The sequence below is a fragment of the Streptomyces sp. NPDC054849 genome, assembly GCF_053610945.1.
In genome coordinates this window covers 113,384-127,489 of the sequence record NZ_JBSGZI010000005.1, presented here as the reverse complement: position 1 = coordinate 127,489, position 14,106 = coordinate 113,384, and the positions used below count along the sequence as shown (strand labels likewise).

At 73.8% G+C, this 14,106-nt stretch carries 12 protein-coding genes; 7 read left to right on the top strand and 5 right to left on the bottom strand.

The window, feature by feature from the left end:
• Window positions 1–34: 34 nt before the first annotated feature.
• Window positions 35–2,821, bottom strand: coding sequence for a SpoIIE family protein phosphatase (locus tag ACWGIF_RS04290; RefSeq protein WP_453490801.1), 2,787 nt, complete (start codon window positions 2,819–2,821; stop codon window positions 35–37).
• Window positions 2,822–2,980: 159 nt separating this feature from the next.
• Window positions 2,981–4,129: a glycerate kinase gene (locus tag ACWGIF_RS04285; protein WP_453490798.1), complete on the bottom strand. Its 1,149-nt coding sequence runs from the start codon at window positions 4,127–4,129 to the stop codon at window positions 2,981–2,983.
• Between the two features lie 197 nt (window positions 4,130–4,326).
• Between ACWGIF_RS04285 and ACWGIF_RS04280 the strand changes: the two genes are divergently transcribed.
• Window positions 4,327–4,827, top strand: coding sequence for an NUDIX domain-containing protein (locus ACWGIF_RS04280; protein ID WP_453490795.1), 501 nt, complete (start codon window positions 4,327–4,329; stop codon window positions 4,825–4,827).
• Window positions 4,828–4,870: 43 nt separating this feature from the next.
• The gene (locus ACWGIF_RS04275) at window positions 4,871–5,299 is read left to right on the top strand and encodes a hypothetical protein (protein ID WP_453490792.1); all 429 of its coding nucleotides are present in this window, start codon (window positions 4,871–4,873) and stop codon (window positions 5,297–5,299) included.
• 15 nt (window positions 5,300–5,314) lie between these two features.
• On the opposite strand, the gene ACWGIF_RS04270 is transcribed toward ACWGIF_RS04275, so the two are convergent.
• The 3 genes from ACWGIF_RS04270 to ACWGIF_RS04260 form a co-directional block, all read right to left on the bottom strand.
• On the bottom strand, window positions 5,315–5,845 hold the full coding sequence (locus ACWGIF_RS04270) for a methylated-DNA--[protein]-cysteine S-methyltransferase (protein WP_453490789.1): 531 nt from the start codon (window positions 5,843–5,845) through the stop codon (window positions 5,315–5,317).
• A gap of 22 nt (window positions 5,846–5,867) precedes the next feature.
• Window positions 5,868–7,352, bottom strand: coding sequence for an AlkA N-terminal domain-containing protein (locus ACWGIF_RS04265; protein WP_453490786.1), 1,485 nt, complete (start codon window positions 7,350–7,352; stop codon window positions 5,868–5,870).
• Window positions 7,353–7,635: 283 nt separating this feature from the next.
• Complete coding sequence (locus ACWGIF_RS04260; RefSeq protein ID WP_453490783.1) at window positions 7,636–8,835, bottom strand: PucR family transcriptional regulator; 1,200 nt, start codon at window positions 8,833–8,835, stop codon at window positions 7,636–7,638.
• A 185-nt stretch (window positions 8,836–9,020) separates the two neighbouring features.
• Between ACWGIF_RS04260 and ACWGIF_RS04255 the strand changes: the two genes are divergently transcribed.
• The 5 genes from ACWGIF_RS04255 to ACWGIF_RS04235 all read left to right on the top strand — a co-directional run bounded on the left by ACWGIF_RS04255 (window position 9,021) and on the right by ACWGIF_RS04235 (window position 14,006).
• The gene (locus ACWGIF_RS04255) at window positions 9,021–9,809 is read left to right on the top strand and encodes an ABC transporter ATP-binding protein (protein ID WP_453490780.1); all 789 of its coding nucleotides are present in this window, start codon (window positions 9,021–9,023) and stop codon (window positions 9,807–9,809) included.
• 82 nt (window positions 9,810–9,891) lie between these two features.
• Window positions 9,892–10,698: an ABC transporter ATP-binding protein gene (locus ACWGIF_RS04250; protein WP_453490777.1), complete on the top strand. Its 807-nt coding sequence runs from the start codon at window positions 9,892–9,894 to the stop codon at window positions 10,696–10,698.
• On the top strand, window positions 10,695–11,585 hold the full coding sequence (locus ACWGIF_RS04245; RefSeq protein ID WP_453490774.1) for a branched-chain amino acid ABC transporter permease: 891 nt from the start codon (window positions 10,695–10,697) through the stop codon (window positions 11,583–11,585). Before ACWGIF_RS04250 ends, ACWGIF_RS04245 begins: the two co-directional genes overlap by 4 nt.
• 1 nt (window position 11,586) lies before the next feature.
• Window positions 11,587–12,726, top strand: coding sequence for a branched-chain amino acid ABC transporter permease (locus tag ACWGIF_RS04240; protein WP_453490859.1), 1,140 nt, complete (start codon window positions 11,587–11,589; stop codon window positions 12,724–12,726).
• Window positions 12,726–14,006: an ABC transporter substrate-binding protein gene (locus tag ACWGIF_RS04235; protein ID WP_453490771.1), complete on the top strand. Its 1,281-nt coding sequence runs from the start codon at window positions 12,726–12,728 to the stop codon at window positions 14,004–14,006. Before ACWGIF_RS04240 ends, ACWGIF_RS04235 begins: the two co-directional genes overlap by 1 nt.
• Window positions 14,007–14,106: the final 100 nt, after the last annotated feature.

The following is a 14,106-nucleotide window of genomic DNA, read 5'->3' as shown; positions in this document are numbered from 1 at the left end:
CGCGGGCGAACGGCACGGCGCGGGCCCTTCGGGATCACCAGGCCAGGTCCTCCAGCGCGTCCAGGTCCACCGGGGCCGGAGCCTGCGGCTCCGCGCCCCCCGTCAGCGGCAGCTCGGCCCAGATGACCTTGCCGCGGTCGGTGTAGCGGGTGCCCCACCGGTCGGCGTACTGCGCGACGAGGAACAGCCCGCGTCCGCCCTCGTCGGTGGTGGCGGCGTAGCGCAGGTGGGGGGAGGTGCTGCTGCCGTCGGAGACCTCGCAGATGAGGCTGCGGTCGCGCAGCAGGCGGACCCGGATCGGGGCGCTCCCGTACCGGATGGCATTGGTGATCAGCTCGCTGAGGATCAGCTCCGTGGTGAAGGAGAGGTCCTCCAGTCCCCAGGCGGTGAGCTGCGCCGAGCCCGCGTTGCGTACCCGCGAGACGGCCGAGGGTTCGCCGGGAACCTCCCACTCGGCGATCCGCTCGGCCTCCAGCCGCCGCGTGTCGGCGATCAGCAGGGCGATGTCGTCCTCCGGCACCGGGAAGAGCATCGCGGCGAGCACGTCCGCGCAGGCCTGGTCGGGGCTGCGGCCCGGCTGCGCCAGGGTGTCGCCCAGCAGGCGCAGACCGGTGTCGAAGTCCCGGTCGCGGTCCTCCACCAGGCCGTCGGTGAACAGTACGAGCCGGCTCCCCTCGGGGAGCAGGAACTCGGTGGCCTCGAAGGGCATGCCTCCCACGCCGAGCGGCAGCCCGGCCGGGAGTTCGGGGAACTCCACGCCGCCGTCGGGATGGATCAGCGCCGGCCCGGGGTGACCGGCGCTGGCCATCGCACACCGCCCGGACACCGGGTCGTAGACCGCGTAGAGGCAGGTGGCACCGGTGATCCCGGCCGCCTCCGCCACGCCGTCCGAGGCGCCGTCGTCGTCCTCCATGCCCCCGGTCTCGTCCTGGTCGATCCGGTTGATCAGCTCGTCCAGGTGTCCCAGCAGCTCGTCGGGCGGCAGGTCCAGGGTGGAGAAGTTGTGCACGGCGGTCCGCAGCCGGCCCATGGTGGCCGCGGCGTGCAGCCCGTGCCCGACGACGTCGCCGACGACCAACGCCACCCGGGCGCCCGGCAGCGGGATCACGTCGAACCAGTCCCCGCCCACCCCCGCCGTCGCCGGCAGATAGCGGAAGGCCACGTCCACGGCGTTCTGGTCGGGCAGCACCCGCGGCAGGAGGCTGCGCTGGAGCGTCACGGCCATCGCGTGCTCGCGGGTGAAGCGGCGGGCGTTGTCGATGGAGACGGCGGCGCGGGCCGCCAGCTCCTCCGCGAACGAGAGGTCCTCGTCGCCGAAGGCCTCCGGGGTGTCGGCCCGCCAGAAGTTGGCCATGCCCAGGACCACGCCCCGCGCCTGGAGCGGTACGGAGATCAGCGAGTGGAGCCCGTAGCCGAGGGCCTCACGGGTCCCGGTTTCGTCCTGGGCCCGCCAGCCCATGGCCGCGTTCAGATCGGCCGCGAGCACCGCGCGCCCGGCGTCCAGGGCCGCCGCCATCGGAGCCGTGGGCACGACGAACCGGATGAGGTCGCCGACCGGCTGGAGCGGCGAGTCGGTGCGGACCCCGCTGATGGCCGCCCGGCGCATCTCGGTGTACACGCGGGCAGCCGGCGCGGGCTCGTCACCGTGAAGCACCGGCTCCAGCAGCTCCACCGTGACGAAGTCCGCGAAGCGGGGGACGGCCACCTCCGACAGCTCCTCGGCGGTCCGCACCACGTCGAGAGTCGTACCGATCCGCACCCCGGCGTCGTACAGCAGCTGGAGCCGGCTGCGGGCCACCTCGGCCCGGCCGGAGAGCGCCGCGAGCTCGGTGGAGTCGCGCAAGGTCACGACGTTGCCCGTGGGGAGGCCGTCGTACTGCTTCGTGGGCCGTACGTTGACCGCGAGCAGCCGGTCGCCCGCCAGGTGCACGTGGTCCGTGACGACCCGGCCGGAGGCGAGCAGTTCCGTGGTGCGGGGGTCGAGGCCGAGGGCGGCGACGCGGTGCCCCTCGGCGTCGGGCGGCAGGTCGAGGAGCCGGCGGCCCTCGTCGTTGGCCAGCACGAGCCGCTTGTCGGCGCCGATGATGAGCACGCCCTCGCGCACGGCGTGCAGAACGGCTTCATGGTGTTCGTTCATCCGGGTCATCTCGGCGGCGCCGAGGCCGCGGGTCTGGCGCCGCACCCGGCGGCTGACCAGGGCGGCGCCGGCGGTTCCGAGGAGCAGGCCGCCCGCGGCGGCGCCGAGCAGGAGCGGGAGCTGGCCCTCGACGACCTGGGAGACGTTCTCCACCTCGATGCCGGTGCCGACCAGGCCGACGATGGCGCCGTCGGCGTCCCGCACGGGGACGATGGCCCGGACGGCGTTGCTCGGCTCGCCCGTGAAGGTCTCGGTGAAGGCCTGCCCGGCGAGGGCGCGGGACAGGTCGCCGGTGGTCCGCTGGCCGATCAGCTCGGGCCGCGAGTCCGTGTAGCGGATCCCGTCGGTGCCCATCACGGCGATGAAGTCGAGGCCCGACGCCTCCCGGGCGCCCTCGGCCAGCGGCTGGAGCTCGGCGGTCGGATCCGCCGACTTCAGCGCCTGCGCGAGACCCGGGGCGTGGGCGAAGGCCTCGGCGGCCGCGAGCGAGCGGTGGCGCGCGTCGCGCTCGCTGTCGTACCGGGCCTGGACCACGAGGGCCGCCGCCGCAGCGGTGATCAGCAGCACGACGATCAGCGCCTGGAGGGCGAAGACCTGACCGGCGACGCTCTGCACCCCCCGGGACAGGCGAGCGAGCAGGCGCGAGCCCCACCCGGTCGGCTGGCGACCAAAACGTCCGGTCATGAGCCCTTTCTAACACTGTCCGGCGCTTGGGGGGCTGCTGCGGGGCCCGGACGAATCCAGCCCCGTCGACCGGACGGGGCCGGGCCGGATCGGCCGGGGCGGGAACGGCTGAGGCCCGGAGCCCCGGTCAGGGGGTCCGGGCCTCGGGGCCGGGTGGGGTCAGAGGACGTCCGCGGCGATGGTGGCCGCGACCCGCTCCAGCAGGGGACCCGCGTTCGGGATGGACTTGGCCGGGTCGGGCTCCAGGTCCGTGAGCGGGTACGCCTTGCGGATGCCGGCCGCCTCCAGGGCCTCCTGGCTCAGCAGCAGACGGCCGCAGACCGCCACGACCGGCTTGCCCGCCGCACGCGCCGCGGCCGCGACACCCGCCGGTGCCTTGCCGTGCAGGGTCTGCTCGTCGAGCGAGCCCTCACCGGTGATGACCAGCGTCGCCCGCTCCAGCGCCGGCGCGAAGCCCAGCACTTCCAGCATCAGCTCGATGCCCGGACGGAACGTCGCACCGAGCAGCAGGGCCCCGTAGCCGATGCCGCCTGCGCCGCCCGCACCCGGGAGCACCGCGCACTCGGCGGCCTTCGCGCCGATCGACTTCTCCAGCACCACCGCGAAGTGCGCCAGCGCCGCGTCGAGCGTCGCGACGTCCTCGGGCGAGGCGCCCTTCTGCGGGCCGTAGACCGCCGCGCAGCCCTTCGGACCGGTCAGCGGGTTGTCCACATCGCTCGCGAGGACGAAGTCCACGTCCCCGAAGCGCGGGTCGACGCCCGACAGGTCGGCCGAGGCCAGGTCGGCCAGCGCGCCGCCGCCCGGACCGACCGGTTCGCCGTTCGCATCCAGGAAGACCGCGCCCAGGGCGGCCAGCATGCCCGCGCCGCCGTCGGTGGTGGCGCTGCCGCCCACGCCGAAAACGATCGAGCGCGCGCCCGCGTCGAGCGCGGCCTTCAGCAGCTCGCCCGAGCCGTACGTGGTGGCCGTCAGCGGGGCGAAGGTGCCCGCCGGAAGCAGCTGCAGCCCGGAGGCCTCCGCCATCTCCACCACCGCGGTGCCCTCGCGCAGCGCGAAGGCGGCCGTGACCTGGTCGCCGAGGGGTCCGGTGACCCGCACCTCCCGGCGTTCGAAACCGGCCGCCACGGCGGCCGCGACCGTACCGTCGCCGCCGTCCGCGACGGGGAGGGTCTCGATCTCCACGCCCGGTACGGCCGAGCGAAGGCCAGCCGTCACCCGCTCCGCGACCTGAACGGCCGTGAGCGAGCCCTTGAATTTGTCCGCGGCGATGAGCACGCGCGCGGTCTCAGTTACTGCTCCGTCCGTCACCTTGCTATTCCCTTGCTATCGAACAGTGCAGTCGCGCCGCCATGAGCTTATCCGGAGGATCCTCCTATGCCCATGAGTGGCCTGGGTCACATGCAGCGCGCCATACCTCTAAAGCGGGATATAGGCCATTTCAGTGTGGCTAAGTGAGCGCCGGATCACTGGATCGTTCCGCGGTGTGGTCTCGGTAGGGTGGCCGGGTGACCACCACGGATGACTACGCCACGTACATCGCGAGCCTGCCCCGGGTGCTGGCCGGCGCTGCCGCCCTCTACCGGGACGCCGAAGGCAGGGTTCTTCTCGTCGAGCCCAACTACCGCGAGGGATGGGCGCTGCCGGGCGGCACCATCGAGTCGGACGAGGACGAGTCGCCGCGTACGGCCGCCCGCCGTGAGAGCGCCGAGGAGATCGGCATCGACATCCCGCTGGGCCGGCTTCTCGCCGTCGACTGGACCATCGGTTCCGGTCGCCCGCCGCTGGTCGCGTACCTCTACGACGGCGGCGTGCTCGACGCCGCCCAGCTCGCCTCGATCAGGCTCCAGGAGGAGGAGCTGATCTCGTGGCGGCTGGTCGAGCCCGCCGAACTCACCGCGTACCTGCCCGGATCGCTCGGCCTGCGCACCCAAGAGGCGTACCGGGTCATGCAGTCGGGCGAAGGCACCGCGGAACTCGAGAACGGCCGGCGCCCGGTCTCCCCGTGACAGCCGGACACCGGGCTTACTTCGAGCAGGACAGAATCAGAAGATGATCACGATGTACGCCTGGCCCAGCACCGCCGACGGGCCCGACGCCCTTCCCATGGTGCACTTCACCACCGACCAGCAGGCCGGTGGTGAAGTCACTCCCGAGGGGACGCCCGTCTGGTTGTTCGACACCGCGATACGCGAGGGCGGCTGGGCCCTGTTCAACGATTTCGAGGGCTGGTCCGCGCCCGCCGCCGGCTGGCAGGCCTTCTACCGGCGCGAGGACGACCTGCTCGCCGTCACCGGCCCCGGCGCCTGCGAGGGCTGGTACCAGGGCAACCTCGGCGCCGACGCCGACTGGGTGGCCGCCGCCGCCGCCCAGCAGAGCGTGGTCCTGCTCGCCGCCCCCGTCCAGCACCCCTCGCTCTACGGCTACGCGGTGGAGGCCGGCGCGGGCTTCGCCCTGCTGGTCCCGCTTCTCGTCGTCTGACCTCCGGCACGGTCCCTAGCGGGTGCCGCAAACCCCCTGGAGCCGGACCCCGGACTCGAAGGCCAGCAACTGCACCTTGCGCTCGACCCCGCCGCCGTAGCCGGTCATGCCGCCCGAGGCGCCGATCACGCGGTGGCACGGCACGATGATGCCGACCGGGTTCCTCCCGTTCGCCAGCCCCACCGCGCGCGAGGCGTTCGGCTTGCCCAGCCGGGCCGCGAGCTGCCCGTAGGACCACGTCTCGCCGTACGGGATCCGCACCAGCTGATCCCAGACACTGCGCTGGAAGTCGGTGCCCTCCAAGCGCAGCGGGAGATCGAACGCGGTGCGCTCCCCGGCGAAGTACGCGGTCAGCTGACGCACCACTTCGGGGAAGGGCCCCTCGGCGGCCGCCACCCGTTCCCCGAAGGACTCCTCGGCCGGCCGGTGGCGCTGCCCGGTCATGTAGAGGCCGCTGAGGACGCCGTCCGCGGCGACCAGGGTGAGCGGGCCGCAGGGGCTGTCGACGACGGTGTGCCGCCTGGCGCTCTTCACGGTGTCTCGCATGGCTGTTGCTCCTCAGACGTCCTCAGACGGGCAGGTGGTTGATGGGGTGGGCGTCCGTGGCCCACAGGTACTGCACGGCGTACGCGCGCCACGGCCGCCACCCGGCCGCCCTGGCCGTCAGTGCGGAGGGAGTGGATGGAAGCCCGAGCCCCAGTGCCGCACGCCGGACGCCCAGATCGGACGGCGGGAACGCGTCCGGATCGCCGAGCGCCCGCATCGCGATCACCTCGGTGGTCCACGGGCCGAACCCGGGCAGCGCCGCGAGCCGTGCCCGCGCCGCCTCCCAGTCGCTGTCGAAGCCGAGTGGCAGCGAACCGTCGGCGAGCCCCGCGACCAGGGTGGTCAGCGTGGCGCGCCGGCTGCGCGGCAGGGCCAGCGCCTCCGGGTCCAGCGCGGCGAGTGCCTGCGGCGAGGGGAACAGGTGGGTCAGTCCGCCCAGCGGGTCCTCGACGGGCTCGCCGTACGCCGTGACCAGCCGGGCCGCGTGCGTGCGCGCCGCCGCGGTGGAGACCTGCTGGCCCAGGACGGCCCGTACGGCGAACTCCGCAGGGTCGACCGTACGGGGGACGCGGCGCCCGGGAGCCTTGTCCACGAGCGGTGCCAGCAGCGGATCAGTGCGCAGCTGCTCGTCGACCGCCTCCGGGTCGGCGTCCAGGTCGAGCATCCAGCGGCACCGGCTGATGGCGATGGTGAGGTCGCGCAGGTCGGTCAGGGCGAGGCGGCAGCCGATGTGGTCGGGCTGCGGGGTCAGGGCGACGACCCCCGTGCCGTAGGGGAGGCGCAGGGTGCGGCGGTAGGCGCCCTCCCGCCACTCCTCGACGCCGGGCACGGCGGTCGCGGCGAGGTGCCCGAAGAGGTTGTCGGGGTTGAGGGGGGCACGGAACGGCAGCCTCAGGCTGATCGTCCCCGGGATCCGGGGCGCGGCGTTCTCGTTGCGGCTGGCCTTCACGGCCCGCTCGCGCAACTCGCTGGGGGACAGGGCGAAGACCTCGCGCACGGTGTCGTTGAACGTGCGGATGGAGGAGAACCCGGCGGCGAAGGCCACGTCGCCCATCGGGAGCTCGGAGGTCTCGATGAGCAGCCGGGCGGTCTGGGCGCGCTGGGCCCTGGCCAGGGCGAGCGGACCGGCACCGAGCTCGGCGTTCAGCTGCCGCTCCACCTGGCGGGTCGAGTAGCCCAGACGGGTGGCGAGGCCCGGGACCCCCTCGCGGTCCACCACGCCGTCCTGGATCAGCCGCATCGCCCGCGCGACGGCGTCGGCCCGCGCGTTCCACTCGGGCGAACCGGGACTCGTATCGGGCCGGCACCGCTTGCACGCCCGGAACCCGGCCTGCTGGCAGGCGGCGGCGCTGGGCAGGAAGGTCATGTTCTCGACCTTCGGCGGCACGGCGGGGCAGCTGGGCCGGCAGTAGATCCGGGTGGTCCTGACCGCGGTGAAGAACCAGCCGTCGAAGCGGGCGTCCTTCGACTGCACGGCCCTTACGCAGCGCTCGGTGTCGGTGTGCATGTACTCAGGATCCCGGGACGGGTGGCTTGGGGCTGGCGGTTTTCCGACACCAAGCCTACGGGCGCCGCAGGTCCTCCGGGGCCCCTCGCGTAGGGCGCCGCCGCTCAAGTGCCCTGGACTGCGCCGGGAACCCCTGGGACTCCACCCTGGAGCCCGCCCCTCGAAGGCGGCGAGGCTGAAAGGCAGCCCGCCGGGATTCGAGGCGCAACGGTCCGGGGCCGGAGCCCCGGACGACGGCCCCGCAGCCGATGTGTGGGCGAAGTGCGCGGCGCCGCCCCGGGGGTCAGCCGGGCAGCGGCCCGCCGGCCAGGCGATGCGCGTCCACGGCCAGGGTCAGCGCGATCAGGTCCCGCGGCCGTGACAGGGAGCGGGACGTCAGGTGCTCCAGCCGCCGCAACCGGTTGAAGACCGTGTTCCGGTGGCAGTACAGACGCGTCGCCGCGCGCCCGGCGGAGCCCTCCGCGGTGAGCCAGGCGTCCAGGGTCTCCAGCAGCACCGCCCGGTCCGCCGGGTCGAGTTCCAGCAGGGGTCCCAGGACCGCCTGGACCAGCTCCCCGGCCAGCTCGGGCTGTCGTACGACCAGCGCCGTGGGAAGCCGCTCCGACAGCCGGACCAGCGCACGCTCCTCCGCGCCGCACGTGGCCAGCGCCGTCTCCGCCAGCCGCCGCGCCCGGCCCAGCTCCGCCAGCCCGCCCACCACCGGGCCGATGCCGCCGGGGCCGGGGCACCGGTCCGCGAGCTCCGCCGCCAGCTCGTCCAGCGAGGAGGACCCGAGGGCCACCACCGCCAGTTCCTGCTCCGCCCGCATCCGCCAGAACAGCCGCATCCCGCCCGCCGACGTCACCCGGTGCACCGAGTCCCGCCGGTCCACCGGGAGCACGACCACCGCGTACCGCCCCTGCTCCGGCAGGTCGAGGCCCGCCGCCGCCCGGGCCGCCAGGCCCGGCGCCGCGTCCCCCTCCAGCAGCGCGTCCAGCAGCGCCTGCACCCGCTCGTCGCTGCGCCGGCGCATCTCCCGCTCACCCGCCCGGTAGGCCTCGGCCGTCGCGGCCGCCTGCTGTTCGATCCCGGCCCACATCGCGCCCGCCGTCCGGGCCAGGACGGGCAGGGCCTCCGGCTCCTCCTCCGTGACGATGTGGAGCAGCGCGTCCCAGGTCAGCCGGCCGGCGCGCCGGTAGGCGTACAGCAGAAGATCCAGCGGCAGGCCCTGTTCTGCCCGGCGCCGCCCCAGCTCCTCCGCATAGGCCAGGTCCTTGCGCAGGTCCGAGCGGCGCGCGGCGAAGGCCTCGATGCCGTACCGCATCGCCTCGCTGATCTGCTGCCAGTGCTCGTCCCGCGGTACCGCCAGGTCGAACAGGGGCGAGTGCTTCGCCAGATCGCCGATGAGCTGCTCCGTCAGCGCGGGGACGCGCTCCAGCAGCACCTCGGCCGCCGTCAGCAGCACCGACCATTCCGCTTCCGTCCGTGCCCGGCGTCCGCTCATGGCCGCAGAGGATGTCACCCGTGGACCGCCGGCGTAAGAGGCCCCGTCAGCAGGTCTGTGCCGCTGCACAACCGCACCCCGTCCCGGGCTGGTCATCGGCAGCGATTCCGCTTCGGGCCGTGGACGGCCCGCCCCGCCCGGTGCTGGTCTGTGCGCCAGCACAATGCCAAGCAGTGGGAGGGGATGTGGCCTCACTCCAGGTGAGCGCGCTGTCCGTCGGCTACGGGCCGGTACGGGCACTGCGCGACGTGTCACTCGACGTGCCCGCGGGCGCCGTGGTCGTCGTACTCGGCGGGAACGGTGCAGGAAAAACGACCCTCCTGCGGGCGGTGTCCCGGACGCTCGCCTTCCACCGGGGCGCCGCCACCGGCGGGAGCATCAGCTTCGACGGCCGCCCGCTGGACGATCGCGGCCCGGCCCGTGCGGTCGCCGCGGGGGTCGTGCAGGTCCCCGAGGGGCGGCAGGTGTTCACCCGGATGACGGTCGCGGACAATCTGCGGGCCGGCGCCCTCGGAGCCCGGGCCGGCTCCCGCGCCGACACCGCCCGCTCGCTGGCCCGCGTCCACGAGCTGTTCCCGGTACTGGCCCGGCGGGCCCGGCAGCGGGCGGGCCTGCTGTCCGGCGGCGAGCAGCAGATGCTCGCTCTCGGCCGGGCGCTGATGGCACGCCCCCGGCTGCTGCTCCTCGACGAGCCCTCGCTGGGCCTCGCACCGAAGATGGCGGCCACCATCGCCGAGACGATCACCGAGATCAACGCCTCGGGCACCTCGGTGCTGCTGGTGGAGCAGAACGCGGCCCTCGCGCTCCGGCTGGCCTCGTACGCGTACGTCCTGGAGGTCGGCGAGGTCACCCTGTCGGGCCCGGCCGCCGAGCTGGCGGCCTCCGACGAGGTGCGCCGCCGCTACCTCGGCATCACCGACGAGGACGCCCCGGCCCCGCAGGCGACGCACACCCTGAGCAGGTGGTCCGCGTGATCCGGCCTGCGGTGGCCCCATGGACGGCCGGAGCCGGCACGTCCCCGCCCGGCGCGGCGCAGGCCGCCCTCAGGAGGTCGCCGTGACCACGCCCGCACCGCCGCAGCCGGCCGGCCCGCCGACCCTGAGAGTCGCCGACGTGACCGTCCGCTTCGCCGGCCTCACCGCCCTCGACTCGGTCTCGTTCACCGTCGAGCCGGGCAGCGTGCACGCGGTCATCGGACCCAACGGCGCCGGCAAGTCCACCTGTTTCAACGTGCTCTCCGGGGTCTACCGGGCCGCTTCCGGCAGCGTGCGCTTCGGCGCCACCGAGCTCACCGGCCTGGCCCCGCACGCCGTCGCCGCCCTCGGCGTCGCCCGCACCTTCCAGAACCTGGCGCTGCCCCCGCACACCACGGTCGCCGACAGCCTGCTGCTCGGACGCCACCGGCTGATGCGCTCGGGGTTCCTCGCCACCGGGCTGCGGCTTCCGTCCGCCGTCCGCGAGGACCGGCTGCACCGCGAACGGGTCCGCGAGATCGCCGCCTTCGTCGGTCTGGAGGCCGATCTGGCAGCCCCCGCGGGCTCCCTCCCGTACGGCAAGCAGAAACTCGTCGAACTGGCGCGGGCCCTGTGCATGGAGCCCCGGCTGCTGCTCCTGGACGAACCCGTCGCCGGGATGACCGCGGACGAACGCACGCGCACGGCCGCCGTCGTCGCCGGCGTCCGCGACAGCCTCGGCATCTCGATCGTGCTGGTCGAACACGACATGGGGGTGGTGATGCGGCTCGCGGACGCGGTGACCGTACTCGACTTCGGAAAACGGATCGGCGGGGGGACCCCCGCCCAGGTGCAGAACGACCCGGCGGTCGTCCGCGCCTACCTCGGCGAGGAGGAACCGGCCGCGTGACCACCTTCCTGGAACTGCTCCTCGGGGGCCTCTCCATGGGCTCCGTCTACGCCCTGATCGCCCTCGGCTTCGTGGTCATCTTCAAGGCCACCGAGGTCGTCAACTTCGCCCACGCCTCCCTCCTCCTGGCGGGGGGTTACGTCACCGCCGTCCTGCACGACGACATCGGCTTCTGGCCCGCCCTCGCGGTGGGCACCGGCGCGGCCGCCGCCGTCGGGGCGGGGGTGGAGTTCCTGGTGATGCGCCGCTACCGGGGCCAGGACCCGAGCGTCCTCGCCATCGTCACCATCGGCGTGGACATCCTGCTCATCACCGACCTCACCCGTCGCATCGGTACGGACGTCCTCGCCCTGGGCGACCCGTGGGGAGCGGCCGTGCTCCACCTCGGACCGGTCACCGTGCCGCAGACCCGCATCGCCGCCCTGATCGCCGCGTCCCTGATGATCACCGCCTTCCTCCTCGCCTTCCGCCACACCGCGTGGGGCGTGGCCATGCGGGCCGCCGCCGAGAAACCGGAGACGGCCGCGCTGATGGGCGTACGGCTGGGCCGGGTATCGCTGGCCGCGTGGGCGGTCGCGGGAGCCCTGGCCGCCGTGGCCGCGCTCTTCCTCACCGTCTTCCCCACCCCCGGACTGGAACGGGCCACCTCGCTGGCCGCCCTCAAGGCCTTCCCGGCGGCCATCCTCGGCGGTCTCGACTCCACCACCGGAGCCCTGGCGGGCGGCCTGATCGTCGGTGTCACCGAGGCCATGGCCACCGGCTATCAGAGCCAGCTCACCTTCCTCGGCCGCGGCATCGGCGACCTCGCCCCGTACGTGGTGATGGTCGCGGTCCTGCTCCTGCGTCCGGCCGGCCTCTTCGGCACGAAGGAGCTCGCCCGTGTCTGACGTGATTCCCGGGGCCGCCCCGGCCCCCGCCGCCCCGGCCGTGCCCGGCCCGACGCCACCGGGCACGGGCAGGCAGCGCCACGTCTGCGTCCGGTACGCCCTCTGGGCCGCGGCCGGGCTCGTCCTGCTGGCCCTGCCCTTCTACCTCGAACGGTTCTGGCTCCAGGCCGGGCTGTTCGCCATCGCCGCCGGGATCGGCGCCATCGGGCTCAACCTGCTCACCGGGGCCACCGGCCAGCTGTCCATGGGGCACGCCTTCTTCCTCGCCGTCGGCGCGTACGGGTACTGCGCCCTCGCCGGCGAAGGCGGCCGCTCCGGCGGCCACGCACTCGTGGGCCTCGGTCTGCCCAGCTGGCTCGCGGCCGTCCTCGCCGTCGCCCTCGCGGGAGCCGCCGGCGGGCTCTTCAGCCCCATCGCCGGCCGGCTGCGCGGCGCGTACCTGGGCATCGCCACCCTCGCCCTGATCTTCATCGGGCAGCACGTCCTGTTCAACGCCACCTCCCTGACCGGCGGCTTCAACGGCCGAGCCGTCGAACCCCTCTCCCTCTTCGGCATCACCTTCGACGACACCGAGACCGTGATCGCGGCCGTCCCCTTCCAGTCCGCCGAGAAGCTCTGGTACGTCGCCCTCGCCGCCCTCCTGGGCTGCGCCCTCCTCGCCCGCGGCATCCTGCGCGGGCGCCCGGGCCGCGCCATGAACGCCATCCGCGACCACAACATCGCCGCCGGCGTCATGGGCGTCCCCGTCGCCCGCTACCGGGCCGCCGTCTTCGTCCTGTCCTCCATGTACGCCGGTCTGGCGGGGGTGCTGCTCGCCCTCGTATTCCAGCGCACCGTGCCGGACTACTTCGGCATGGTCCTGTCCCTCGAATACCTCGCCATGATCGTGATCGGCGGTCTCGGGACGGTCGCGGGCTCCGTCATCGGCGCGGTCTTCGTGTCCCTGCTGCCCCAGCTGCTCACCCGCTACAGCGACGCCCTCCCGCTCGTCTCCGCCCCGGGCACCGGCGGGGTCTCTCCGGGTGAGGCGTCCCGCTACCTGTACGGCGCGGCCGTCGTCGCAGTCATCCTGTTCCTCCCGGGCGGCCTCGCCCGGATCCGGCCCTCCCAGCCCGCACGTCCCCCGAAGGAGCCAGCGTGATGAGACCCAGCAGTGCGAACAGGCGAGCGCGACTCGGTACGGCGGCCCTCGCGGCCGCGCTCGTCCTCACCGGCGCCGCCGGCTGCAGCGCCAAGGCGGGCGGCGGCGCCGAGGACAAGCAGGCCGAAGGCGGGGTCAAGACCGGCAAGGGGGTCACCGCCACCGCCATCCGGCTCGGCGCCCTCACGGACATGACCGGCGTCTACGCCTCCCTCGGCAAGAGCGTCACCCAGGCCCAGCAGCTCTGGATCAAGCAGACCAACGACGCGGGCGGCATCTGCGGGCGCCAGCTGGAACTGACCGTCCGCGACCACGGCTACGACCCGCAGAAGGCCCTCGCCGGCTACACCGAGCTGGAGCCCGACGTGCTGGGCTTCGCCCAGTTCATCGGCTCCCCCTTCGTCGCCGCGGCCAAGGACCGCATCGACGGTCAGGACAAGGGCCTGGTCATTCCGCAGGCCTGGTCCGCCTCGCTGCTGGGCAGCGCGTCCATCCGCACGGTCGGGGCCACGTACGACATCGAGACGGTCAACGCCATCGGTTACCTCCTCGACCAGAAGCGCATCGCCTCGGGCGACAAGATCGGGCACGTGTACTTCGAGGGGGACTACGGCGAGAACTCCCTCGCCGGGGCCAAGCACGCGGCCAAGGAGGCCGGGCTCACCGTCGTCGAGCAGAAGATCAAGCCGACCGACAACGACATGTCCGCGCAGGTCGCGGCCCTCAAGCAGGCCGGGGTCAAGGCCGTGGTGATCAGCGCGGGGCCCAAGCAGGCGGCCTCGCTGGTCGGCGTGGCGGCAGCCGGCGGCTGGAACGTCCCCGTGGTCGGCAACAACTCCGCCTTCGCCCCCCAGCTGCTCGCCACGCCGGCGGGCGCGGCCCTGCAGAAGGACTACTACGTCGCCGCGTCCACCCTGCCCATCGGCTCCACCGCGGCCGGCCCGGCGGCCCTCGCCACGGCCTACAAGGCCGCGTACCCGGACGCCGGGCTCGACAACGGTGTGGTGGCCGGGTACACGGCCGCGGCGGTCTACGGAGAGGCCCTGAAGAAGGCCTGCGCCGACAAGGACCTCACCCGCGAAGGCGTCGGCAAGGCCCTGCTGACCCTGAAGGCCTACGACAGCGGCTTCGGCATCACGCACGATTTCTCCGACCCGAAGGCCCCCTCCACCCGGCAGAGCGTGATCATGAAGCCGGACGCGCAGACCCCGGGCGGGCTGAAGGTGATCAAGGAAGCCGCCGTCACCCCCGCAGCCCAGTCGTACACGCCGACCCCCTGAGCCCCGCCGCCTGAGCCCCGCCGGCGTCCGAGGCGCGGGGGCCTGGGTCCCGGGCGGAGCCCCGGGAGGCCCGGGTGCAGCCCGAGGCCGCTCGCGCAGC

What these genes read in the sequence shown, in the direction of transcription:
- ACWGIF_RS04290 (WP_453490801.1), bottom strand. Translation starts at nt 2,821, where the DNA reads ATGACCGGACGTTTTGGTCGCCAGCCGACCGGGTGGGGCTCGCGCCTG.
- ACWGIF_RS04275 (WP_453490792.1), top strand. Translation starts at nt 4,871, where the DNA reads ATGATCACGATGTACGCCTGGCCCAGCACCGCCGACGGGCCCGACGCC.
- ACWGIF_RS04270 (WP_453490789.1), bottom strand. Translation starts at nt 5,845, where the DNA reads ATGCGAGACACCGTGAAGAGCGCCAGGCGGCACACCGTCGTCGACAGC.
- ACWGIF_RS04265 (WP_453490786.1), bottom strand. Translation starts at nt 7,352, where the DNA reads ATGCACACCGACACCGAGCGCTGCGTAAGGGCCGTGCAGTCGAAGGAC.
- ACWGIF_RS04260 (WP_453490783.1), bottom strand. Translation starts at nt 8,835, where the DNA reads ATGAGCGGACGCCGGGCACGGACGGAAGCGGAATGGTCGGTGCTGCTG.
- ACWGIF_RS04235 (WP_453490771.1), top strand. Translation starts at nt 12,726, where the DNA reads ATGAGACCCAGCAGTGCGAACAGGCGAGCGCGACTCGGTACGGCGGCC.